Here is a 25,752-nt window from a genome sequence, read left to right as displayed (position 1 = left end):
CGGGGGTCCGCCGGCCGCCGGGCCGGTGCCCGCCGCCGCGTCGTCCGGGGCGGCTCCGGCGGCGGCCGACGGAGGCTCCGGTGCCGGTTCGGGTACGGTCTCGACGTCCGCCTCGGTGAGCCGGCTCAGCTCGGAGTTGTTGTCCGGCGCGGACATGGCGAGCCGCGACGCCTGCTTGCTGATCATCGTCTCGAAGAGCTGGCGGGCGACCCGGCCGTTGCCGAAGGTGGGGCCCTTGGGGATGTGCTCGAAGTACCGGGCGACCCCTTCGAGGGCTTCGTCCGTCAGCTCGTAGTAGTGCTTGCCGCACAGGCCGCGCACGATGGTGACCAGCTCGTCCACCGTGTAGTTGGGGAACTCCACGGTGCGCGAGAAGCGGGAGGCCATGCCCGGGTTGGAGGCGAGGAACTGGTCCATCTGCGCGGAGTAGCCCGCGACGATGACCACGATCTCGTCGCGGTGGTCCTCCATCAGCTTCATCAGCGTCTCGACGGCCTCCTGGCCGAAGTCCGGGCCGGTGCCCTTGGACTGGTTGGTCAGGGTGTACGCCTCGTCGATGAAGAGGACGCCGCCGAGCGCCCGGTTGAACACCTCGGTGGTCTTGATGGCGGTGCCGCCGATGATCTGCGCCACCAGGTCGGCGCGGGACACCTCGACGATGTGTCCCTGGCTGAGGATGCCGAGTTCGGCGAGGACCGCGCCGTAGAGCCGGGCCACGGTGGTCTTGCCGGTGCCCGGGGGCCCGGCGAAGACCAGGTGCCGGCTCATCGGGGGCATGGGCAGGCCCATCTCCTCGCGCAGCCGGGTCATCTTGTTGAGGTTGATGAGGCCGGTGACCTCCTGCTTGACGCTCTCCAGGCCGACCAGGGCGTCCATCTCGGCGAGCGGTCCGGTACCGGTGTGCCGGGCGGCGGGCGGCTGTCCGGGCGGCGCGGTCCCGCCCTGATGGGCGGCCGCGGGGGTCCGGGTGCCGGAGCCGCCCGTACGGTCCGGGGCCGCGGGGGTGTCGGCGCCGGTCACGTCGAGGACGGTGAGCCGGGCGTCGGAGCGCATCCGGTGCAGGGCCTGGCCGCCGTTGTCGCGGATCTCGCAGCTCTGGACGCGGACGGGTTCCTCGGTGTTGACGCGGATGCCGTCACCCGCGTTGTCGAAGACGACGCAGTGGTCCAGTTCGGCCCGGGAGGTCGCCTGGAGGTGGACGCCGTGGCCGCGGGCGCCGTGCACCCGGCAGCCCATCGCGGTGAGCCGGCCGCCGCCCGCCACCCGGACGCCGTCGGTGTCGGAGCCGCCCGCCTCGGTGTCCTTCAGGTCGAGGTGGGCGTCGGCGCCGACGAGCACACCGGAGTCGGTGAGGACGCAGGACTCGGCGAGGGCCGTCGCCCCGGTCAGTGCCAGGGCGGGTCCGTCGGCGGCGCGCAGCCGCAGTTCGTGCAGGCGGCCGGTGGCGCCTTCGGTCAACTCGACTGCCGTGCCCGGCCGTTCGGTGGACACCGTCGACTCGCGCAGGGTGAGCGTGGCCCCTCCCCTGGCGAGGACACCGGCGGAACCGGCGGTCACCGTAAGCCGTTCCCCCTCGACGACGGAGCCGTCGGCGGCCAGCAGCCCGCGGTCGGTGTCGCCGACCGTCAGCCCGCGCAGCACGGGCCGGCTGCCGCCGTCCGCCAGGACACCGACCGGGGTGCCGCTGACCGTGCACTCCTCCAGGAGCGGCTCGGACGCCTCGGTGATCCGCACCCCGTCCCGGGCGGCGCCGGACAGGGCGCAGCCGCGGAGCACGGGGGACGCGCCGCCCGCCACGAGCACCGACTCGCCGCCCGAGCCGGTGAAGGAACAGTCCGTCAGGGTGGTGTCGGCGGCGCTGGTCAGGTAGGCGTCGAGTGCGGCGCTGCCGGAGACGGCGACCCGGAGCAGTTCCAGCCGGCCGTTCTGCTCGGCCACGACCGCGGGCTGGCCGCTGCCGGTGACCGAGGTGTCCACTACGGTGCCGTGGGCCTGCCCGTTGACGCAGACGCCGTTGCCGCCCGCGCCGTCGAGGCGGCAGTGCCGGACCGTCAGGCGGCCGCGTTCGGTCACCACGATCGCCGAGGAACGGGTCTGCTCGACGGTCGTCCCCTCCACGACGTTGGGCCCGGCGGAGGTCACCACGATGCCCGCGCCACCGGGTCCGGTGACCCGGCACGAACGGGCGATGAGCGTGCCCTGGTGCCAGGCGAGGACAGCCGCCCACGCGTCACCGGAGACCGCGCACTCCTCCAGCGACGCCTCGCCGCGGCGGACCTCCACGACCGGGGTCTGCTCGCCGCCGCCGGTCAGGGTGAGCCCGGAGAGCCGGGCCGCCTCGGCGTCGATCACGACGGCACTCTCACCGGCACCGTCGATCACCACGCCGGCCGCGCCGGCGGCCAGGGTGACCACCCGGTTCACCACCAGTGCCTCCCGGTAGGTGCCCGGGGAGACGGTGATGAGCGCGCCGTCGACGGCCGCGGCCAGGGCCGCGCCGATGGTGCGGTGCGGCGCGGAACCGTCCTGGGAGACCAGCAAGACCTGCCGGCTCATGAGTCGTCCTCGATTCGGGAAGGGCCGAGGGCCAGAGGGAGTGAGGGAGTGAGGGAGTGAGGGGGTGATGGAGTGAGGGGGTGTCACGGGGTGCGGGCCGGGAGGAGGCCCGGTGGTGCGCCGAAGCGGCCCCGCACGGTGTCGGGCAGTTCCGCCGCGGTCGCCGACTCCGCGGTACGCCACACCTGGTGGGCCTGGTCGAGGCCGGACAGGGCGATGTCGTCCAACGGGCCGGTCCCGGCGGCGACCCGGCCGTCGGAGCCGATCTCCGAGGCGGACAGCTCACGCAGCAGTACGGTGCGGCGGCCGCCGCCGTCACCCTCGCCGTCCCGGGCGGCCAGCACCTTGAAGCTGGTGCCGGGCAGGAAGAGGACGCGGTCGGCCGGTTCCGGGTCGAGCAGCGCGGTACGGCGGGCGGTCATCGACCAGATCAGGAAGTCGACGTCGCCCGGGAGACCGGCGGCGGCCGAGGTCAGCGCCCAGCAGAACGCCCACTCCGTGACCAGCCGACGGCCGGCGTACCAGGCCCACGCGGCGTCGTCGAGGCGGGCCCTGAGCAGGGTGGCTCCCCGGTAGGAGGGCAGCCGGCGCAGTCCGGACGTGACACAGCGGGCGAGCGGGACGTGCGGGCCCACGGTGGCGCCGCGGACCGCGGCGTCCAGCGGGTCGCCGTCGCCGCGCAGGTAGAGGCGGGCCGCGACCAGGTCGGTGAGGACGTCCTCGGTGGACGCGCCCGTGGTGCCGCGCAGCCCCGGCTCCTGGGACAGCACGCGGGCGACGGTGCCGGAGGCGTCGTTGTACTGCTGCCGGAACGCCCCGCGCAGCCACTCCCGCTCCCGGGCCAGCCCTCTGGCGGGCGGAAGGGCACAGGCGGCGGGGGTCGGAACGGGCTGGGACCGGGATCGGTGTGCCGGCCGGGGCACGGGTGGGGTCGACCGGACGCCCGGCACGGGGGTCGGCGGAGTCTCCGGGGTCCGTGGGGGTGACGGCGCGGCCACCGGGGGTACGACGTCACCGCCCGGGGCGGCGACGGACGCGCCGCCGCGTACGGGCACACCACCGAGTACGGGCGCACCGTCGGCTACGGGCACACCACCCCGTACGGGCGCACCACCGGGTATGGACACACCACCCCGTACGGGCGCACTGCCGGGTACGGGCACACCACCCCGTACGGGCACGCCGCCGGGCACGGGCGCATTGTCGGGCATGGGCACGGGCACGGGTGCCGACACCAGCCGGAGCGCGGGCATGGCCGGTCCCGGGCGGACGGGAGGCGCGGCGGACTCCGGCACGACCGAATCAGCCCCACCCGATTCAGGAACGGCAGCGGTCGGCACGACGGCATCCGGCTCAACCGACTCCGGCACGACAACATCCGGCACAACCGACCCCGGCACGGTGACGGGCGGCACGGTGACGTCCGGCACGACGGCATCCGGCGCGGCAGGTTCCGGCGCGGCGGCATCCGGCGCGGCGGGTTCCGGAGGAGCAGGCTGGCCGGGATCGCCGGCCGACGCCGTCGCAGCCGCGCCCCCCGGTGGCGACACCGGCACCGGTGGCGACACGGGCACCGGTGTCGGCGCCGGCGCCGGCATCTCCGCCCCGGACGGTCGCACCGCGACCTCCGTGGCGAGGGCCGCGAGGAAGCCCGGCCGGACCGGCGCGGGCACCGCGGCCGACGGGCCCTCGGCGGGCCGCCCCGCGTCCGTACCCGCCGCCGCGCCTTCCGGCCGCCGCCGCCCGGCCCCCGCCCCCCGGGCCACCTCCGCGGCCGGTACCAGCCGGGCCAGCCCCCGGGTGACCGGGTCCAGGCGGGTGAGCAGGTGCTCGGCGAGCGTCCGCATGCGTCCGGCGGTCCGCGCGGCCGTGCCGTGGACGACCCGCACCCGGCGGGGATCGACGGCGGCCGAGCGGACGGCGGCGGCCTCGGCCGGTTCCTCCACGGGCCGCATCCACAGTCCGCCGGGCACGACCTCCAGTACGGCGTCGTCGGCGTAGCGGTAGACGCCGGGGGCGATCTCGGGGAGGTCGGCCAGCACCGGCCGGTGGCTGAGCACCGTGGGCGCGGTCGGGTGGCCGCCCGTCATCCGGGCGGGCAGGTAGCAGAGTTCACGCGCGTACGTGGCCCAGCCGAGCGCCCCGTCCTCGGCCACGGCGTGGGTGCGGGGCGTCTCCCCCGGGGCGCGGCCGACCGGCAGCCCGTTGTAGACGACGACCGGGGAGTCCAGGCGGTCGGCGAGGGCCTGGCCCTCGGCGTCACGGCCGGGGACGGCGAGGGGACCGTACCGGACGAACCGGACCTGGGAGCGGGCGCCGGGCAGGACCGAGCCCCAGAAGCGGGAGACGTCGTCGAGCGGCAGTTCCGGGGTGCCGGGGCAGCCGAGGACGACGGTGAGGAGTTCGCGCTGGCAGGCGAGGCGGCCCTGCAGCGTGCCCCGGTGGCCGGTGAGGGCGGTCTCCTGGGCGCGGGGGCGCAGCCACACGCCGCTGGGCAGGGGGTCGGCGACCGCCCGTTCGCTGGTCTGCCAGGGCCGGTCGGCGACGGAGAACTCCCAGATGGGAATGGGGAAGCGACGGGAGACGGGGACGGCGGGGCGGCGCGGCCCGAGCCGTACCCAGCCGGAGCCGCCGTCGCCGGGGATGTAGAGGACGCCGCCGGCGGCGGGGACGACGTCGCCGTCGCCGATGAGGACGGTGCGGTCGAGGTGGTCGGCGAGCCACTGGCCGAGCGGCAGCACCCCGCCCCGGGGGCGGCGGCCGGTGACGAGCCGCAGGGCGCCGTCGTGGCGGCCGAGCAGCCGGGCCAGCGCGGGCCAGGACGTCTCGGGCAGGTCGGTGGGGAGGTCGAGGACGACGACGTGGTGCTCGGGGTCCTCGGGCAGACCGCGGGCGAAGGCGAGGGCCTGCGGGTCGACGGTGCCCCGGACGTGGACCAGCAGGGCGTGGCCGGCGCGGTCTCCGGCCAGGTGCGGCGCCTCCTTGGCGCGGCGCGGTCCGAGTCCGAGTGCCATCTCAGCCGTCCTTCGCGGCGGAGGGCGAGGGGGTGGGGTCGGCAACGACGGGTACGGGGGTGAGTGCGCCGCGCCGGGAGAGGGTGGGGCCGGTGGGCAGCAGGTCGAGGACGGCGGGCGGGACGGGGCGTACCTGGCCGCCGCTGTAGCCGAGCGCCGAGAGGTCGCCGCTCTCCGACAGCGGGTACTTCACGCCGAGTTCGGTGACGAGGTAGGCGGTGCCGGTACCGGAGGAGGGCAGCGGCAGGGGGGTCAGGAGCAGTCCGGTGCCGACCGGTACGGCGTCGGTGGCCGGGGGTTTCTCCCAGGTGAGGGAGGTGTGCACCGTACTGCCCTCGGTGTGCTGGCGCAGACAGACCGTCGCGTCGTCGCCGGGGCGGGCCACGGGGCCGGAGAGGAAGTCGGGCAGCCGGTGCAGCAGGCCGCGGTCGTCGGAGCCGGGGGCGGCGGCGACGTCGGCGCGGGTCACCTGCCGTCCGGCGCCCTGTCCGGAGGCGGCGAGCAGTTGGTACTCGGTGCGGCTGACCGGGGCGAGGCCGTCGGCGCGCAGGACGTAGTACTGGGCGGGTCCGGTGCCGTCGGCGGCGGTGGTGAAGACCTGGCCGATCTCGGTGGAGCGGCCGCCGATACGGGGTCCCGGGTCGCCGCGGCCGGGGACGGACGCGGCGGCGACGGCGGGTCCGGCGGGCAGCGCGGCCAGCCAGGCGCCGGGGGCGGTGAGCGGGTCCTGGCCGTCGAGTTCGAGGGCGACGAGCGCGGAGCGGCCGTCGATGCGGTGGCGGTGGCCGTTCCACAGCAGGTACGGGGTGCCGTCGGCGTCGGTGACCAGGATGCGGCGCTCGTCCGCCGTGCGGCCCCCGGACGGCGCGAAGTCGGGTGTCTCGCCCGTGCCGCGGCCCGGGGTCAGGCACCGCGACCACTCCCCCGTGAGCAGCGACGCGGCGGCGGGCACGGAGTCGGGTGCGCCGGTGATGCCGACCTCGGCGCCGCGCGGGGAGCCCTTCAGGGAGTTGCGGGAGACGGTGTACACCTTGGTGCCGGCCGGTGAGCCGGCGGCGCCGAGCAGCGCGGAGGAGTAGTTGGCGACCGGGTGGAGGACGCCGTCGAGGTGGAGGAAGCGGGTGCCGGTCTCCTTCTCCACGACGATGGCGCCGGGCTTGGCCCAGGCCGTGTTGCCGCCGGGGCGGATCAGGCCGTAGACGCCGAACCCGGCGCAGACGAGGACGGCGAGGACGACGCCGATGACGGCGCCGACGACGCTGCGGCGGGCCGGGGGGTCGCCGGGGGCGGGTTCGCCGGTCACCAGCGCGGCGGCCAGCCGTCCGGTGGCGAACTGGTACGCGTGGACGTGGTCTCGACGGCTCTGCACGGGAGGTCTCCTCAGCCGGCCAGCGAACGGAAGTACCAGTAGACGTGCAGGTGCTGGAGGAGCAGCGGGACCAGGGCGATCGCGGTGACCATCTCCAGGATGTCGGCGGTGTGGCCCCAGATGGGCAGCAGCCGGACGGTGGGGAGCCGGACGGCGCCGAGCAGCAGCAGGGCGGTGGCGGCCAGCAGAAGAACGGTCAGCGTGACGTGGGCGACGGAGCCGCCGGGGACGAACAGCCACACCAGGCAGAGGACCAGGCCCAGGGAGCCGGCCAGGGCGAGCGCCACCCGCTGCCCGGTCTCGGTGACGCTGCGGGAGCGCAGGGTCACCGCGGCGGACAGGGTGAGGGCCAGCACCCACTCGAACCAGCCGCTCTCCCGGGTGAGCAGCACCAGGGCGGTGGCGTACACCGCTGAGGCGCCGACCGTGAACAGGGTGAGGCCGGCGTCGGCGTCGGCGACCCGCCGGTCCAGGTCCCGCTGCGTACGGGGATCGGTGTCCTCCTGCAACTCGTCGGCGTTGCGCGGCAGTTGCGGTACGCGCAGGCCGGCGAGGCGGAGCACCAGGCGCGGGGCGATCGCGCTGAGCAGGAAGAGGGTGACGGCGACGAGGGTGGTGGCGGTGGTGGCGTCCAGGTCGAAGCCGATGGCGAGGCCGGCGCCGCTCTCCACGGCGAGCGCGACGACGAGGAGCGCGCCGAAGACCCGTACCGGCACCCGGCCGGCGATGAGCAGCACGAGGGCCACCGCGACCGTGCAGGCGCCGCCGGTCAGCAGTTCCCGCCGGTCGGGCAGGGACAGTACGGCCGTCGCGTCGTGGGCGGTCAGTCCGGCCAGCGCGGCGAAGGCCCAGCCGGCCGCGCCCGTGACCAGGACGGCACCGCGGTCCGCGGAGGGCGCGCGGCTGACGACGACGCAGGCGGCGGTCAGCGCGACGGCGACGGCTCCGCACTCCACGGCGGTGTGCGGGCCGGCCGGTGCGGCGAGGACGACGACCGCCAGCAGGAGCAGGACCAGGGCGCCGAGGCCGAGGAAGAGCCGCCGGGTCAGTGCGGGCCGCCAGCGGTCGGAGCGGGCGTTGACGACGGTGGCGACGCCGTCGGCCAGGTCGTCGAAGATCATGGGGGCGAGGGCCTCGTCGGCCCGGCGCAGGTACAGGATGTCGCCGTCGCGCAGGCCGAGGGAGTCGGCGGTGGCGTCCGGGTCAAGCGGCTCCTCCCCCAGCCGCTGGAGGACGTGTCCGGCGCCGCCGGGCTCGTCCTCGTCGCCGAGCCGGTCGGCGAGCACGGGCAGCAGGGCGCCGACGGTGACCCCGCCGGGGACGCTCAGGTCGACGCCGCGCCCGGTGCCGACGACGGTGATGCGGCAGACCGCCGGGGAGTCGGCGGGGGGCACGAGGGCGGAGGAGGTCATGGCGCTCCTGTGGGGGACGGCGGACACGGCGCGGACGGCGGGCACGGCGCGGACGGCCGGTCCGGCGCCGGCGGCCGGTGCGGTGCGGAGGGGGCGGGGGTGCCGGGTGGCGGGGAGCCGTCCGGCCGGCGGCCGGTCACTCCGTGTCCACCAGGCCGGTCTGGACGAGCCGGAGGCCGCGCCGGGTGACCAGCTGGGCGCGGCCGGGGACCAGGGTGCGCGGCCGGGCCTCACCGATGAACTTGCCCTCCTCCTTGGGGTAGGAGAAGAGCAGCGCCGGGTTGCCCAGCTCCCACAGGCGGCGCAGCACCGGGTCCATCATGGCCCGCATGGCGCCCGAGGTGGACCGGGCGACCACGAGGTGCATGGCGATGTTGGCGCCCTGGGCGAACAGCGGGACCAGGGGCGCGAGCGGGCTGTCCATCGAGTTGGTGGCGAACATGCTGTAGTCGTCGACGAGGACGAACAGCCGGGGGCCCTGCCACCAGTCCCGCCGGGCGAGCTGCTCGGGGGTGACGTCGCTGCCGGGCAGCCGCTTGGTCATGGAGACGACGGTGGCGCCGGCGAGTTCCTTCAGGCCCTGGCTGTCGACGGCGTAGCCGACCCGGTACTCCTCGGGGACGACATCGAGCAGGTTCCGTTCGGGGTCGACGAGGAGCACGCGGGCCTCGTCGGGGCCGAACCGGGAGGTGACGGCGCGGGCCATGAGCCGCAGCAGGTTGGTCTTGCCCGTCTCGTCGTCGCCGAACACCAGCAGGTGCGGAGTGGCCGAGAAGTCGTGCCAGAGCGGCTGGAGCCGCTGTTCGTCCCAGCCGACGCAGACCCGCAGGTCGCCCTCGGCGGCGGGCAGCCGGTCCAGGGGCAGCCGGCTGGGCAGCAGCCGGACGCCGGGTGCGGTGCGGCCGGTCCAGAAGGTGCCGATCTCGGCGGCGGCGGTCTTGGTGGCGGCGGTGAGGTCGTCGGTGGCGGAGGAGGAGTCCAGCCGGGGCAGCGCGGACAGGAAGTGGTGGCCGGAGCTGGTCAGCCCGCGGCCGGGCTGCTGCGGTACGGCGCCGGCCGCCCGCGCGCCGACCTCGGACTCCATGGCGTCGCCCAGCCGGAGTTCGTACTTGGTGCTGAGCAGGTCGCGCAGCCGGGGCCGGATCTCGGACCAGCGCACCGCGGAGACCACCAGGTGGATGCCGAAGGAGAGGCCCCGGGCGGCGAGCGCGGTGATGCGGTCGTCGAGTTCGTCGTAGTCCTGGCGGAGCGTGCCCCAGCCGTCGATGACGAGGAAGACGTCGCCGTAGGGGTCGTCCACGGCACCGGTGCGGCGGTGCTGCCGGTAGGCGGCCATCGACTCCACGGCCCGCTCGGTGAAGATCTGCTCGCGGCGCTCCAGGAGCTGGGTGATCTCCTCGACGGTGCGCAGCACCTTGTCGCGCTCCAGCCGGGTGGCGACGGAGCCCGCGTGCGGCAGTCCGGCGATGGACACCAGACCGCCGCCGCCGAAGTCCAGGCAGTAGAACTGCGCTTCCTCGGGGGTGTGGGTCAGGGCCAGGGACATCATCAGGGTCCGCAGCAGTGCCGACTTGCCGGTCTGCGGGGCGCCGGCCACGCCGACGTGGCCGCCGGCGCCGGACAGGTCGGCGACGAGCAGTTCGCGGATCTGCTCGTGGGGCCGGTCGACCATGCCCAGCGGTACGCACAGAGTGCCGAGGAGCGCGGACTCGGCGGCGCTCATGCCGCGCACCGGGTCGGGGACGATGCCGGGCAGCAGCTGGTCGAGGCTGGGCGAGTCGGCGAGCGGCGGCAGCCACACCTGGCGGGCGGAGGGCCCGGCGTCGGTGAGGCGGTCGATGAGGACGTCCAGCAGGCTCTCGTCGCTCTCGGCGGTGCCGGCGGGCGCGGGGGCGGGTCGTTCCTCGGGCCGCTCGGGTTCCCCGGGCGGAGCCTGGGCGGCGGGGCGCTGGTCGAGGCCGAACGGCACGATCTCGTGGACGGCGGTCCCCTCCGGGCGGTGTCCCTCGTCGTCGGGGGTCTGGGGGCAGGGGCCGGAGACGTAGGCGGCCTTGAACCTGACCAGGTTGGTGGTGTCGACCCGCAGGTAGCCGTTGCCGGGCACGGAGGGCAGTTCGTAGGCGCCGGCGACCCCGATGACGCTGCGGGACTCCATGGAGGAGAAGGTGCGCAGCGCGATGCGGTACGACAGGTGACCCTCGACGCGGTGGATGCGGCCCTCGTCCAGGCGCTGGGAGGCCAGGAGCAGGTGCACGCCGAGGGAGCGGCCGAGCCGTCCGATGGTGACGAACAGGTCGGCGAACTCCGGTTTACCGGCGAGGAGTTCGGAGAACTCGTCGACGATGACGACGAGGGCGGGCAGCGGGGCGAGGGGGGCGCCGGCGAGCCGGGCCTTCTCGTACTCGAACAGGGAGGCGTGGCCGCTGGCGCGCAGCAGTTCCTGACGGCGGATGAGTTCGCCGTCGATGGAGTCCTGCATGCGGTCGACGAGGGGAAGTTCGTCGGCGAGGTTGGTGATGACGGCGGAGGTGTGCGGCAGCTTCTCCATGTTGAGGAAGGTGGCGCCGCCCTTGAAGTCGACGAGGACGAGGTTGAGGACCTCGGAGGAGTGGGTGGCGGCGAGGCCGATGACGAGGGTGCGCAGCAGTTCGCTCTTGCCGGAGCCGGTGGCACCGATGAGCAGGCCGTGCGGGCCCATGCCGGTCTGCGCGGACTCCTTCAGGTCGAGTTCGACGACCTCGCCGTCCTCGGTGACGCCGATGGGCACCCGCAGGCGGGCGCTCTGGTCGGTGCGGCGGCGCCACTGGGCCGTGACGTCGTAGGTGCGCGGGTCGCGGATGCCGAGCAGGGTGGTGAGTTCGAAATCGGACTCGAAGGGGTTGTCGGTGAGGTCGATGGTGCCGCTGGTGCGCAGGGGTGCCAGTTGCCGGGCGAGGGTCTCGGCCCGCGCGCGGCTGAGGAAGTCCGCCTCGGCGTCGGCGGTGGCGTCGGCGACAGGGAAGGAGACCCGGCCGTCCTCGGTGGTCAGGCGGAGGACGCCGGCGCCGCCGTGCATGGCGCCGGTGACGTCCAGCAGGACGGTGTTGCGCAGTCCGGCGCCGAGCAGCCGGGAGCCTGCGGGGAGCGCGGTGCGGTGGGCGACGACGACCACGAAGGGTTCGGCGGCGCTGGGGGTGGCGTGCGGGTCGTGGTCGGGGCGGTCGAGGACGTCCGGGCCGAGCAGGTCGGTGAGTTCGGCGTGGTCGGTGGCGACGAGGCGCAGCGGCCCGGCCGCGTCGTACTCCTTGGGGTGGGCGTTGTGCGGCAGCCACTTCACCCACTCCCACTCCTCGCGGCCCCGGTCGTCGGTGAGGACGGCGACGCGGAGTTCGTCGGGCGAGTGCAGGGTGACGAGCTGGCCGAGGACGGCCCGGACCAGGCCGAGGGCGTCCGCCATGTCACCGGCCAGCTCGACGCCGGTGAAGCTGCGCAGGCCGACGGGGACGGGCATGCCAGGCACGGTCTGGAAGGCGGCGGTGAAGCGGCGCAGCGAGATCGCGGCGAGCGGGTCGAGGTCCTCGACGGGTTTGGTCTCCGGAGGGACGAGTTCGAGGGCGGCGCGGCGGGTGCCGAGGCCGATGCGGACCTTGGCGAAGTCGTCGTGGGCGGAGCGGCGTTCCCACACCCGGGGGGTGCTTACGAGCGACCACAGGGTGTCCGGCGGCGGGTTGTCCCACAGGGCGGCGGTGAGCTGCGCCTCGGCGACCTGGCGGGCCTGGGTGCGGAGCTGGGCGAGGTAGCGGAGGTAGTCGCGGCGCTCGGCGCGCATCCGCCGTTTGCGTTCCAGTCCGGCGCGGCCGATCTGCCCCATGCTCATGGAGATCATACCGACGCCCATCATCCCGGACATCAGGTACGTGGAGGACGAGCCGCCGGCGGTGAACATCAGCGCCATCGCGCCGAAGCCGATGCCCATCGGCAGGACCACCATCACGGAGCCGAGGTCGGCGGAGGCGGGTTCGCCGAGGATGGGCGGCTCGGCCAGTTCGATCCGGGCCTCGGGTACCTCGGGCCCCGACACACGCGGCGGACGTTTCACGACCACGGTGTTCATAGGTGTTTCTCCAGCCGGCGACAGGCCTCCACGTGAGGCGAACTTAGGAAGACGGGCTTCCGCCCGGCCAGGACGGACCGGCGGACGTGCCTGGTCGGACACGACCACTGCCCGAACTCCCGGCGGGCCGCGGTCACCCGGTGGTGCGGGCGGACCACAGCACGGTGGTGCCGTGGCGGACGGTGAGGCCGCCGTCGCCGCCGAGGACCAGTTCGGCGCCGTCGTGCCCGTCGGTCCGCGTCGACCACACGGGGCGCATGCCGGGGGCGTAGACGACGAGGTTCCCGTCGCCCTGGAACACCGTCCTGGCGCCCTGTCCGACCGTGCCGGACTGCCAGCGGGGGCGGCCCTGACGGTCGTGGAGGACGAGGTTGCCGTCGTCCTGGAAGGTGAGGACGGCGCGGCCCGCGGTCCAGCTCTGGCCGGGTTCGAGGACGCTGGTGCCGTGGATCACCCCGGCGGGGGCCGTGCGCCGTGCGGGGGCGGGTGTCCCGGTGGGGGCCGCGGGAGTGGTGCGCGGTGCGGTCAGGCCGACGGGGACGGTCTCCGGGCCGGGGGCGGGGGTGTCCCGGGCGCGCGGGGTGGCGGAGGTGTCGCGGCTCGGAGCGGGCGCGGCCGTCGTGGTGGCTTCCGGCGACGCGGCGGGGGGCGGCGGCTGGTCCAGCGTGAGGTCCCCGGTGGTGGGGCCGCCCGCGTCGGGCCGCCGGGTGCGGTCGGAGCCGTCCAGGAGCACGACCGGGACGACGAGGACGAGGAGGCTGAGACCCACCGCTCCGGTGAGGAGGTGCCGGGTGAGGCGTCCACGAGGGGTGGCGGACTCGTCCTCCCCTTCCGTGGCCGGGGGGCTGCTCCCGGGGCCCGCGCCCAGTTCCCCGGCGTCGCCCAGCGGGTCCTGCTGCCACGGCAGTCGGCGCCGCCACACCGAGTCACCCGCGGAGCGCGGGGCGTCGCCGGTGTCCGGTTCCTGCTGTGCCACGTGTGCGCCTCTCTCGGTGGGGAGGGCGCACGGGTGGGTGACCGTGTGCGGTGTGTGCCGGGGCGCCCGCGCGTGATCGTAGGAGCGCGGGCGCGGGGTGGCGGCGGGGCGGCGGGCATCCTGCCCGGAGGGACGGGGAGGCTTCCCTTTCCGCCGTCGGGCGGCGGCAGGGTCAGGCGCGGGCGTCGTCCTCGGCGGTCCGGTCCCCCGGGCCCACCGGGTCGCGCGGCCCGGCCACCGGCCCCACGTCCGGCTCGTCGTCCCGGCCGACGGTCGACTCGGCGGTCGACTCGGCGGGTGGCTCGGCCGGTGACTCGACGGGTGACTCTGCGGGTGACTCGGGAAGGGGCACCGTCTCCGGCGCCAAGGGCGGCACCGTGTTGGGGTCGGTGGCGGTGGCGGGGCCGGTGTTCGTGTCGGAACCGGTGCCGAGGCCGATGTCGGTGCCGAGGCCGATGTCGGGGTCGGGGTCGGGGTCGGGGTCGGGGTCGGGGTCGGGGTCGGGTGGCGCCGACCGGCCGTCGTCCGCCGGGCCGCGAGCAGGCGTCACGTCCTCCCCGGTGGCCGGGCCGCCGGGGCTCGGCACCGTGTCCGGCGCGGCCGCCGGCCCGGACTCCGACGCCGTTCCCCGGACGTCTCCCGGTACGGAAGCAGGCGTCGGCTTCGGGGTGGCTTCCTCGGCCGGGGCCGACGTCGGATCGTCGTGAGGGGCCGGGGTGCGGGAGCCGGGGAGGCGGGTGCGGGTGCCGGTGGTGGGGGTGACCGCGTGCCGCCGCGCGACGCGGTAGGCGCGCAGGCGGGCGCGGAATCCGCCGCCGGACGCGGCGGCCCCGGGCCCGGTCGGCGCGGCGGGCTCGTCGACGGGTGGCCGCTCCGGCGGGGCCTCCGTCGTACGGAGGATCGCCGTGCCGACCACCCACCGGGCGCCGCGCGGCCCGGTGACCCGCACCACGGCGACGGCCCGCACCTGGTGGCCGGTCGCCCCCTGCTCCGCCCCGGCCGCCGACGTGCCGAACTTCAGCACCTCGCGGCGCGGCGCGGACTGGGTCTGGGAGAGCCCGGCGGAGGTGCGCTCTCCGGCGACCGGCACCGTCGGGCCGAGCCGGTCGTCGCCGGTGGCGGCGTTCAGCGGCACGCTCAGGCCGAAGGTGACGGCCGAGGTGGTCGACAGGTCGCCCTGGGAGACGAATCCGTCCGTGGAGATCTCCAGGTGGTCGAGGCCGACGTCGTTCCCGCTCGCGTCGATCCGGGCGTCGTACAGCGACACCTGGAGCGACGTGGCACCGGTGCCGGGCCCGCCGAGGAACGGCGCGGTCGCGGCGGGCGGCAGCAGGGTCAGCCGGCCGCTGCGGGTGAGCCGGGCGAGCCGGACGAGCATGCCCTCCGCCGAGGTGGAGGTGGGCAGGTCGCTCTCCCGGCCCAGGGAGGGGTCGACGGCCCGCAGCGCCTCGGCCAGTTGGGGCAGGGCGTCCAGGTGGTACATCGAGATCGGCCGGGCGGGGACCCAGGCCCCGCCGGTGAGCCGCGCGCGCAGTGCCGCGGAGACCTCCATGTCGACGACGGTCTCCCCCGGCCGGTCCGCCGGCGGCACCGTCGGGTCGCTCTCGTACACGGCCGGTTCCGCGAGGACGTCCGGTGCGACCGGCACGGACGGTGTGTCCGACCCGTTGAAGTGCAGCACCACGTCGGCGAGGACGCTCCCGGTCACCTTCCGCACCGGCTGGGGCAGATGCCGCGCCGACTCCGCCAGGGAGGTGCGCACCTGGTCGGGCAGCAGCCGCGCCACCTGGCCCGCGGCGAGGTCGAGACCGCTGTACAGCGCGCGCAGGGGCACGCCGGTGACCAGTTCGTCCATCGCCCGCGCGGTGACGGTCGCCGTGAACCGGTAGCGGACCTCGGCCTCGGTGATGTCTCCCGTGCTGCGCTGCCAGACCCGCCGGTCGCGGGCGGAGGTGGCCGTGTCGGTGGCGTTGGACTGCCGGGTGAGCGCGAGCGTCGGCCGGTAGCGGACGTCGCTCTGCTGGATCACCGGTGAGGCGTCGACCGTGTCGGTGACCGTGCGGGACCGGGACTGCCGGGTGCTGCCGGGGACGGGCAGGGTGCTGCCGTCGCCGTTGCTGTGGCCGAAGACGTTGTCCATGCCGTGGTTGCCGAGTGCGCGCCGCCCCCGGACGCCGCCCAGGTCGTCCTCCGGTACGGCCTCGAAGGCGACCTCCACCAGCATCGGGCCGAGCCAGGAGCGGTGGACGAAGTGGAAGGCGGTGCGGCTGCCGGGGCCGAGACTCGCCAGCGCCCGCATCCCGAGGGACGTGGTGTGCTCGTTGATCCGGGAGCGGACACCGGGCAGGTAGGCGGCGGAGCCCGGGAGGGTGCTGCCGGGCGCCACCCGCTCGACCAGGTCGTGCGCCGTCCGCTCGAACGCCGACCGGGGTTCCGCCTCGTCGGCCGGGCGCACCTCGGTCACGGCACCGAAGCCCAGGCGGCCGCCGCTCTGCGTGTAGGAGGAGGGCAGCGCCCGGTCGGAGGGGGCCGTGACCGGCTTCGCGGGCACGGTGTCCGGGTGGAGGTCGGGATAGTTGGTCAGATCGTGGTCGCTCAGCAGGAACTCGACGCCGTCCGGGACCTCGACGATCCGGGTGTCCGTGTAGCGCGGCCCGCCGGACAGCGTCCCGGTCACGACGTTGCGCAGTCCCGCCCGGACCGTGACCTCGTAGGTGGCGGTGCCCACGAGGCGGTGGACCCGCTCGCCGTTCTTGGTGACGACCCGGAAGACGGAGGTGACGTCGTTGACCGTGGTGCCCTCGGTGACGGCGCTGCGGTGGACGTAGTGCCCGGACGGGGCGATGGTCCTGCCGCCGGCCCCGTAGTCGGCGGCGAGGGTGACGCCCGCCGCGTGCGCGCGGGTGGTGCTGCGGGTGTCGGCGGCGGCGTCCATGGCCTGGTTCCACTGCTCGTAGTCCATGACGCCGGGCCGTGGCAGCGGGCGTACGCCGGTGAGATGCCCCTTGATTTCGATGAGCAGGTCGAGTCCGGCCAGGGGGCCCGAGGTGACCGCGCCCTCGATGACGTAGGTCCCGTTGAAGACGCGGTAGGAGTGTGTGTTCAGGTGGTGCGGGGTGAGGCTCGCCTCCACGACCTCCTGGGCGACGCTCGTGGCGTCCTGCATCGGTCCGCCGGTCGTCTGGGTGTTCACCCAGCGCAGCGCGCCCGCGGCCCGGTCGGCGACGGCACGCGCGACCCGCGCGGCACCGCCGGGGGGACCGGCCACCCGGCCCACGACGGACGGCACGCCCCCCACCGTGACACCCGCCTCGCCGTCCGTCCGCGGTGCCGGCTCGGGGGCCGGCCCGGCCCACGCGCCGGGTATCGGGCCCAGCTCGATGCCCTCCTCCGTCTCGACAGGTGGGGCCGTCTCCGCGGGCGGAACAGCATTCGTCGGCGTCGGCGGAACAGCCTCCGTGGGCGGAACAGCCTCCGTGGGCGGGGCTGCCTCCGCGACCGCCGCGGCGGTCTCCTCGGGCCGCGGCGCGCGCCCGGCGGCGACGATCATCTCGTTGACGGCGTCGCGCAGTTGCCGGCTGCCGCCCACCCGGTCGACGAGGGCGGTCTCGGGCAGCCGCACGGCGTCCGCCGCGAGGGCGGCGTCGGCGTCCGTCACCGGCCGGGGCCGCGGCGGATCGGCCGGAACCCGGTCGTCGGGCCGCTCCAGCGTCCGGTAACCGGGCACGGCCAGCGTGGCGTGCCCGTCCGCCTCCCCCGGTTCCATCGCCTGGCCATGGGTGTCCGACATCGACGTGCGGTAGGTGACGGGCAGGGTGTGCACCCGGACGCCGTCGGCGGCGGGGCTGAGAACGTAGTACTCCTGCCCGGTGCTCGCGCTGGACCCGGTGGTCGTCGCCGACTGGCGGCTGTAGGTGTACTCCGGGGTGAGTCCCTGCATCCACAGGTTGCCGTGGCCGTCGAAGGGGTTGGTCAGCGACCCCTGCAAGGTGCCGCTGAGCGCCAGCGGCACCTTGGTGAGCTGTTCGTCGCCGGCCACCGTCGCACCGGTGTAGTTGTACGTCTGCACCGCGCTGAGGTGCCGGTCGTGGGTGACGCCGCCGTACTCGTCGTCCGCCACGTACCGGCGTTCGGCGGTGATCCGGAACGACACCCGCCGCACCCCGGTGAGGGTGGGCAGCTCGAACCAGACCGGGTGGCCGCCGGACGTCATCTCGTCGAACCCGGCGCGCAACCCCAGGTCCGAACGGATCTGGTCGAGTTTGCGCAGGTTGTTGAGGCGCTGGAGGCCGGCGGCACCGCTCAGCGGCCCCTGGTACCAGCCGGCGGCCCGGCCCCGGCGGGGCGGCAGGAAACCGTGGCCGTCGAGCCAGGTCTCCAGCGCGTCGAAGAGCGGCCCGGTACCCCGGACCGCCAGCGGGGTCACGGTGGCGCCCAGGTCCCGCAGGTGCAGGATCTCCGGCGACAGGTGGACCGGTGCCGACTCGGGACCGGTGACCGTCTCCTGCGACGGCACCCGCAGGATCAGCGGGTACGGCTGCCGCAGGGCCAGCGGGGAGCCGGGCGCGGGGCGGTCCTCCAGTCCGTCGGGCCGGACCAGGGTGACCTCGAACACCGCGTCCGCGCGCACCCGCAGCAGCGGCGCGCCGGTGCGCAGCGAACGGGACATGCGGGCGGAGCCCCCGGCGACCAGGGTGTGTGTGACCTGCTGCTGCACGGCGGCCTGTGCGGTCAGGGTGAGGCCGGTCGGTTCCGTGCCGGTGACCTCGTCGGGGACGCCGACGGCGAAACCGGCGCTGACGCCGAGTCCGAGCCCAGCGGCGTTGGCGACGGCGGCGCTGCCGGACATCTTCACCGACCGCAGGACGTGACTCTGCAGGACGACGTTGCGCGTCGGGGGTCCGGCGAGCGCCTCGGGGCCCTGGCGCTGGACGACCTCCGAGCGCAGCCGCAGCATGCCGATCACGGAGCCGTTCTCTGCGTACAGCGTCGGCGAGCTGTGGTGTCCGCCCCACATCAGGGGCAGGTTGCCGCGCAGCACTCCCTCGTCGAGGTACTGGCGCAGTTGGTCGCGGGACGCCTCGGACAGTCCGGTCAGCTCGCCGGCGAAGGACCGCAGGACGTCGGCGAGGAGCCGGTCGGCGTGCGGTGCGGCCTCCGTCGCGAAGAGCGGTACGTCGTTCAGGAGGGTGGGCATCGGCGCGGGCTTGAGCGCGGGGTCGTCGCCGGTCAGGGCGGCGGGGTCGGGTTCGTCCTCCATCAGGTGCTTGGGGAACCAGACGGTGAGCGGGTCCGGGGCGGCGTGTGCGGTGGGCTGCCACCGCTCGGCGCCGGGTGTGCCGGTCACCCGGATCTCCGGGAGCAGGGTGTACTCCATCGGCCAGGACCTCTCCCGGCTCTGCATGATGACCTGCGGCTGCACCGTCGCGCTGGTGGTGACGGAGGTGGTCGTCTGGTTGTGCGTGTACGTCAGTTGCGGGGCGAACGTCAGGCGGCGGAACCACCCGGTGTGCGCGAAGGGCAGTGTGCGCCCGTGGCTGACGGAGAGCGCGCGCAGGTCGCCCACCGAGTCGGTGGTGCCGGCCTCGCTGATGCCGAGCGCCCAGCGCTGAAGGGTGATGGGCGGGCCGTCGGGCATCTCCTCGATGCGGGGGTCGGCCCGGCGGGGGCGCTCCAGGGTGAACCGCAGGCTGGTCGTCCGGGTGGTGCCCCGGTAGGACGCCCGCAGGGACAGGCCCTCCTCGCTGAACAGCTGCGGCCACTCGCTGCTGAGCCGGGCCTGGGTCAGCTCGGCGTCGATCGCCGCGCGGAAGACGGGGTCCTCGGGCCGGCCGTCCAGGACCAGCGCGACGACCTGCTCCGTCAGCCAGTGCACGGTGGTCATGGGCACCGGGGCGACGTGGACGAGCCCGAGCGATCCCGGGCGGTCCGCGCCGAAGGTGGCGACGGTGCTGCTGAAACGCTCCGCGGGCACGGCCACGGGCACGGGCACGACCACGGGGTCGGCCACGGGGTCGGCCGGGGCGGTGGTGTTCAGCCGGTGCAGGTCGCTCGCCGCCGCGTACGCCTCGTCCTCCGCGCGGGCGGCGGCGACCGGGTTGCCGGGGGGCGCGGTGTCGGGGCGGTCGCCGTACAGCCTGCCGAGCAGCCGGGCCAGTTCCGGGTCGTTGGCCCGTACCCAGTCCGCGCCGTTGTGGCGGTTCCGGCCGGTGTAGGGGTCGCGTCCCCGGTTGGTGCCGAGGTAGGCGTTGCTGGTCTGTGCGAAGTACTCCTCCGCGTTCGTGGACGCGTAGTGGTCGGCGGGGTGGCCGTCGGTGTGCCGGCGCGGTCCGTCGGCCCACTCGGCGTCCGGGCCCGCGGCCAGCCGCTCCTCGTAGGCGGCCCGTACACGGGCGCGGTCGGCGTCGTCCAGACCGAAGAACCAGACCAGGTGGGCGAGTTCGTGGGTGACGGTCGAGTAGCCGTCCGCGTGGCCCGCGGCGCCGTCGAGGTCCGGGTCCTCGCCGAGCAGGTTCTCCTCGGCCACCACCACCAGGCGCCGCGCGACGTCGGTGAGGCCGCGGCCGTCGTCCGCGCGGCCGTGGGCGGGCAGGTCGCTGAGGTCCGCCGCGCCGGGCAGGTCGGTGAGGCGGGTGCCGCGGGGCAGCAGCAGGACGCGCACGCCGGAGGCGGCGACGCGTGCGGTGACGGCCGGGTCGTGCAGTACCCGGGTGAACTGCCGCAGCAGTTCGGTGCGGGCGGCCACGGGGCGGCGTACGGCGTCGGGCACGTCGATGAGACCGGCGGCGAGGGCGACGACGGCCGAGTCGGGGGCCGGGGCGTAGAAGTCCGGTGCGGTGGAGGGGCGTTCCGTCGTCGGCTGCCCCGCCGCCGTGGCCGGTGGCGCGCCGAAGGCGGACTCAGGCGCCTGTGCCGGTGCCGGCGCCAGTGCTGGTGCCGGTGCTGGTGCCGGCTGTTGTGCCCGCGCCCCGAAGAGGTGCGGCAGGGACTCTTCCAGTCCGCCCGCCGGACGGCCCTCGGCGTCGAGGGGCAGCATGGCGTAGAGGCCGCCGGGTACCGGAACGCTCAGGGCCCGGCGGGCGCCCTCGGACGGCTGGATGCGCAGCGTTCCGCTCAGGAGGTAGTGGCGGTAGTCGCGGGTGGCCTCGCGGTTGTTCTCCCGGGTCTCGCCCGCCTCGAAGCCCTGTTTCAGCTCCGTGCCGCGGTCGACGACGTCGGCGGTGACCCGCTCGTACAGCCGGTGGCCGTCCGGCATGCCGCCGGTCTCCGGACCGACGGAGAGCACACCGCCCCGGGACCGGCTGTCCTCGCTCTTGGGGCTCTCGTGGTCCTGCTGGTAGCGGCGTGCCTTGAACGGGGTGCCCGCGGCCGGTCCGATCGGCTCCGCCGACGTCAGTTCCAGCCCGACCGTGACGGTGCGTCCGCCGACCGGCACCCGGTAGCGGTGCTGGAGCAGCGCCACGACGTTGGCGCGGAGCATGCCCGTCGACGTGTGGTGGTCGTAGCGGACGCCCGCCATGCCGAGCGGGTCGGGGCCGGGCACGTCCCGGGCGCCTTCCCGGGTGAGGTCGGGGGCGGTCACCGGTTGGTGCGACGCGACCCTGGCCCAGCGCCGCACGGCGTGGGCGGCGGGCACGTCCCAGGGGTGCAGGAAGTCGGTGAGCGCCGCGGGCGGTTCGGGCGCGTCGAACGGGGCCGTCCACCGGGGTGCGGTGTCGACCGCGGGCGGGACGACCCGCGGCGGTGCGGGCAGGTCCGACTCGACCGTGAGGTGCGCGGGGACGAGCAGCCGCACCTCGGCGGGGACGCTCCGGCCAGCGCCGAGGCCGTCGTCGTGCCGGACGCCCCAGCGGACCGGCTCGGAGAGGCGGGGGGCGTGGTCCGCGCGCAGGGTCCGCGCCAGCCATCGGGTCGCCTGGTGCGCGGCGCCCAGCGGTACGGCGAGCGCGGTGGGCGGTTCGGTCGCCGTGCGCAGCTCGATACGGACGTCCAGGGGGTGCTCGAACTCCTCCGACGCCTCACGGGTGTTGGCGCGGGCGATGTCCAGGACCTGCCGGGCCACCTCGTGCGCGTGTTCCCGGCCCACCTCGTAGACGGCTTCCAGTTCGGTGCCGCCGTGGATGTCGTGGGTGCCGAAGCGGGTGCGGACACCGAGGCCGGCACCGGCCTTGAAAGACTTCTCGGTGCCGGTGACGTCCTCGGTGATCCCCTCGGAGCGCAGGGTGAACTTGATCTCCTTGCGGGACCGGTGGGAGGTGGCCGGGCCCACGTCGGCCGTCACCCTCACCCATACGTAACGGGTGGTGCCGAAGGGGCCGGCGACCGGGAACCAGCGGGCGACGCCGGTGCCGGTGAGCGCGGTGAACTGCGACTGGAGCGCGTCGGAGGAGAAGGTCGCGCGCAGGGCCCGGCGCAGTTGGTCGCGGGCCGCGCCGGTGCCGGTCAGCACGCCGTGCGCGGTGAGCCGGTGTTCGATCTCGCGCAGCACGCCGTCGGCGCGGAGCACCTCCGGGTGAACGGCACCGGGCAGCGGCCGACCGAGAAGATGCCGACGGCCAAGCACCGGCTGCCCGGAACCGGAGGCCACCCCCTCGGGGGCGGAGGCCATCGCCTCGGGCGCGGGAGCCATCCCCTTGGGCGCGGAGGCCGCCGCCTCGGGGACGGGGGCCATCGCCTCGGAGGCGGGAGCCGTCGCTTCGGGTGCGGGAGCCGTCGTCTCGGGGGCGGGCGGGGCAGGCGTGGGCGGGAGCAGGTCCTCCAGGCGGCGTTCCGGTACGAGGATGTCCAGGCCCTTCTCCACGCGCAGGTACCTGACCCACTCCTCGCGGCGGTCGCCCTTGGCGCGCACCACGGTCACCTCGAAGACGGGCGACGCCCGGACGACGTGCGGGGTGCCCGCGTAGGTGGCCCGGCTGATCTCCACGACGCCCGCCACCTTGCCGCGGCCCGAGCCGCGGGCCCACTTCGCCTCCGCCTGGGCCAGGGCGACCACCCGCGCTCCGGTTCCGCCGTGCCCGGACCCGCCGGCTGTCGTCCCGTGAGCCCCTACGCTCTCCTCGCCCTCCTCGTGCCCCGCACCACCGTGTCCGGTCTCCTCGGTCCGGGCCAGGACCGCCGCGCCGTCGTCGCCCTGCGCGCCGTGCTCGCCGTGCTCGCCACCACTGACGCTTCCGCTTCCGCTGCCGCTGCCGGCGAAGGCGCCCACGCCGAACTGCGGGCCGACGGTGGCGGAGAGGCCGGCCCGCCACGTGGTGCGTTCGGTGCGGCCGGACTTGTCGGCCGTCTGCGCGTACTGCTCGATCTCCGTGGGCCCGGCCGTCGGGCCGAGGTCGCGGGGCGCGTCGGCCCGTACCCGCAGCAGTACCGAGTAGCGCCAGCCGTCGCGCTTGGGCAGGACGGCCTCGTACACGTCGGTGGTCAGGGCGCCGAGGCGGGCGGCGAGCACGGACGGCTGGGTGGCCTCGGCGAACTCCTCGGGCCAGTTGCCCGGGTCGGCGGTCCACTGGCGGGGCAGTCCGGCGAGTGCGGCGTACCCGCCCGCGATCAGGCGGGTCAGCTCCGGCACCACGAGGAACGCCGGGTAGAGGCCGCCGGTGCCGCCGCGGGCGAAGTCGAGCCGCGGCCGCGAAGCGGCGGGCCAGTCCCGCTGGTAGGTGACCCGCCCCAGTTCCGCGACGGTCGACGCGTCGACCGGGGCGGCCGGCACGTGCTGACGTGGCACCACTATCTGGGTGACGAGCCGGTCGGCCGGGTCGAGCCACCAGGTCCCGGCGCCGGAGCGGCCGGGAGCCGCCGCGTCCGGACGGCGCACGGACAGCTCGTACACGGTGTCGTAGACGTGCTCGTCGACGGTGCCCTCGGTCTCGGTGCGGCGGTAGCCGGCGTGCGCCGCCGTGAACTGGTCGTCGCGGCTCCGCTGGACGCCGCCGCGGACGGTGACCCCGCCGAGCCGCAGCCGCCAGCCGTCGCCGACGCGCAGGATCGCCCCGCCGCCACCGCCGACCGTGGCGCCCCACTCGGTGCTGCGCTTGCCGGTGACGGTCTCGGTGCGGGCCGCGCGGGCGTTGACCGTCATCGGGTAGCTGTCGCCCGCCAGCCGGTCGCCGAGGAGGGCGCGGGCCGACAGCCGGTACCGGGTGCCGCCGACGGTCACCGTGTGCGAGATCCCGGCGAGCACGGACGGCAGGTCGGCCTCCAGCACCGGCCGGCCGAAGAACAGGTTGACGTCGGCCTCGACCGCCGTCCAGTCGGTGCTCCGCCGCGCGGCGGGACCGGTCAGTTCCCGCAGCCGCTGGAGCAGTTGCTCGCCCACCAGCTCCGACCCGGGCATGGCCAGGGCCATCGCGAAACCCTGTCCCCGGCGCGCGGCGAGGGCCGCGGGTTCGGCCGGGTGCGGGGTCCGTGTCCGGCCGGGCGCCATGCGCTCCGGCCGTTCCGGCAGCCGTGCCGGGGCGGTGCCCGACTCCCGCAGCAGGGCCCGTACGTGGGGGTGCGCGGCGACCGGTGCGGGCAGCACCGACGGTGCCTGTGGCACCAGGCCGGGGGTGTGTACGGCGCCGAGCACCCGCCGTTCGAAGGCGGCGGCGCCCGCTCCGTCGCGCCACAGCACCCCGATCTCCCCCTCGACGACCTGGGAGACCGGTGCGACGCGCCACCGGCCGTCGGTGCGGACCTCCACGGTGACGCGCAGCCGGGCCCGGTACCTGGCCTGGTCGCCGCGCATGTTCAGGACCGTGTGGTTGAGGGTCTGGGAGGTGACCGTCACGCCGCTGCCGGACCCGCCCTCGATCCCGACGCCGAGCAGGGGCAGCAGGCCCCTCGCCCCGGACCCCGCCGCGCCGCCCTCGGTGACCGGCATCGAGAACCCGTACGCGTTGTAGCCGAAGGAGACGCCGGCCTTGTCGCTCGTCGCGCGTCCGGTGCCCCGGGCCAAGCCGCGTCCGACGTCGTCGCGGGTCTGCACGTTCTCGCTCACGCCGGCGAACTGGAGGCTGTCGATGCCGGCCCGCACCGTCAGGCGCGCGCTCGCCGACCGTCCGGCGGCCAGCGGCACCTCGATGACGCCGGAGGTGTCGCCGTTCGTGAGCCACCAGCGGCTGCGGGTACGGGCGGTGCGTTCGTTGAGCATCGCGCGCGCCTCGGTCATGAACCGCTCGGCCGCGGGGGCGTCGAGGCCGGACTGGCGCAGCGCGCCGTGCAGGGCCGCGACCACCGGACTGACGTCCACCGCGTTGAGCACGGGCCGGTCGAGCCCGTACGGGGTGGGGGCCTGTGGGACCGGGGCCTGTGGGACCGGGGCCTGTGGGAGCGGAGCGGGGGTCTCCGTCACCGGTGCCAGGTCCGGGCGCGGCGCGGCGGGGCCGGTGTACTCGACGGGGAACTCCACGCGCAGGCCCCGGCGGACGGTGACGTCGGGGGTGTGCTCGGTGCCGTCCACGAAGACGCGGACCCGCAGGTCCGCGGTGAACGGCCGGTTCCCGGCGATGAACAGGGTGCGGCCCGCGATGACGTTGCGCCGCAGGACGTCGGTGGTCTTGGCGGACGTGGCGGCGTGCAGCTGCGGCAGGCCGAGCAGCATCGACGACGCCACCGCGGAGGCCGTGCTGAAGCCCAGCAGGGTGGCGGCCTCGACGCCCAGGCCGCGCTCCCGGACGTGTTCACGGGAGGCGGCCGTGGTCGCGAAGCGGACGCCGTACTCGCGGACGCCGTCCGCCCGTTGCCGCTCCGGTACGGGGCGGGGGTCGGCCAGCACGGGCCGGAGCCAGACCAGGTGGCCGTGGGCCGTCAGGGTCGTGCCGTGGGCCAGCAGGTCATCCCAGGCGTGCCGGCCGGTGGTGAGCAGCATGGTCCGCAGCGCGTCCGTGATGCTTCCGGCCAAGGGGGCCAGTCGCGCGGGGAGCCCGTCGGCGACCGCCCCGGCCGCCAGGTCGGCGTCGTGGGCGCCGTAGCCGACGGTGGAGGTGACGGCGGCGTGACCGAGGAGACCGTGGTCGACGTACCAGGGGTGTTCGGATGCGTGTTCGGGTCCGTGCTCCGGCCTCTGTTCCGGTCCGTGCTCCGGTCCCTGTTCCCGTCCGGCCGCGGTGGCCCGCGCGTCCGTGCGGACGGCTGCCGCCTCCGCCTCGCGGCGTTCCTGACGGGCGAGGAGGACGTCCAACTCCTCCTCGCCCACCACGGCTTCCCTGGGCAGGAGTACGGGCCGGTCCCGGTCGGTGCGCGGCAGGGGCCGCAGCTCGACGCCGTCCGTCCCGTCCGCCCCCTCCGTCCCGTCCGGGCGGTCGGTGCCGGCCGGGCCGCGCGTCCGCCGGAGGTAGCGGTCCAGCGGGCCTGCG

General features: G+C 75.5%; 7 protein-coding genes (1 of these 7 running past the window's edge). All 7 read right to left on the bottom strand.

All coding sequences use genetic code 11. The annotated features are described in order from the left end of the window. Nucleotides 1-2,556 (bottom strand): right-handed parallel beta-helix repeat-containing protein (locus UW392_RS01730; RefSeq protein WP_320773024.1); only part of this gene is annotated, 2,556 nt, incomplete at its 3' end. A gap of 83 nt (nucleotides 2,557-2,639) precedes the next feature. Continuing rightward, nucleotides 2,640-5,570 (bottom strand): hypothetical protein, encoded by a 2,931-nt coding sequence (locus tag UW392_RS01725; RefSeq protein ID WP_320773023.1) that lies wholly within the window; start codon nucleotides 5,568-5,570, stop codon nucleotides 2,640-2,642. Nucleotide 5,571: 1 nt separating this feature from the next. Then, nucleotides 5,572-6,939 (bottom strand): type VII secretion protein EccB, encoded by a 1,368-nt coding sequence (gene eccB / locus UW392_RS01720; protein WP_320773022.1) that lies wholly within the window; start codon nucleotides 6,937-6,939, stop codon nucleotides 5,572-5,574. A gap of 11 nt (nucleotides 6,940-6,950) precedes the next feature. After that, nucleotides 6,951-8,351, bottom strand: a complete 1,401-nt coding sequence (eccD, locus tag UW392_RS01715) for a type VII secretion integral membrane protein EccD (protein ID WP_320773021.1) — start codon at nucleotides 8,349-8,351, stop codon at nucleotides 6,951-6,953. A 136-nt stretch (nucleotides 8,352-8,487) separates the two neighbouring features. After that, on the bottom strand, nucleotides 8,488-12,444 hold the full coding sequence (gene eccCa / locus UW392_RS01710; protein ID WP_320773020.1) for a type VII secretion protein EccCa: 3,957 nt from the start codon (nucleotides 12,442-12,444) through the stop codon (nucleotides 8,488-8,490). A gap of 133 nt (nucleotides 12,445-12,577) precedes the next feature. Further along, nucleotides 12,578-13,420 carry a hypothetical protein gene (locus UW392_RS01705; RefSeq protein ID WP_320773019.1) on the bottom strand — a complete coding sequence of 281 codons (843 nt, stop codon included), beginning with the start codon at nucleotides 13,418-13,420 and terminating at the stop codon, nucleotides 12,578-12,580. A gap of 172 nt (nucleotides 13,421-13,592) precedes the next feature. Beyond that, nucleotides 13,593-25,752, bottom strand: partial view of a hypothetical protein gene (locus UW392_RS01700; protein ID WP_320773018.1) — the end only. The gene runs 20,822 nt beyond the window's last position; the window shows 12,160 of its 32,982 coding nt (coding positions 20,823-32,982); its start codon lies off the right edge, out of view; it ends in the stop codon at nucleotides 13,593-13,595.

The sequence above is a fragment of the Streptomyces sp. CRN 30 genome (genome assembly GCF_034105845.1).
The sequence above is the reverse complement of the archived record's forward strand: the minus strand, read 5'-3'. Positions and strand labels throughout refer to the sequence as shown.

Bases quoted from the DNA above. Each gene is read 5' to 3' on its own strand.
- UW392_RS01725 (WP_320773023.1), bottom strand. From the start codon at position 5,570: ATGGCACTCGGACTCGGACCGCGCCGCGCCAAGGAGGCGCCGCACCTG.
- eccD (WP_320773021.1), bottom strand. From the start codon at position 8,351: ATGACCTCCTCCGCCCTCGTGCCCCCCGCCGACTCCCCGGCGGTCTGC.
- eccCa (WP_320773020.1), bottom strand. From the start codon at position 12,444: ATGAACACCGTGGTCGTGAAACGTCCGCCGCGTGTGTCGGGGCCCGAG.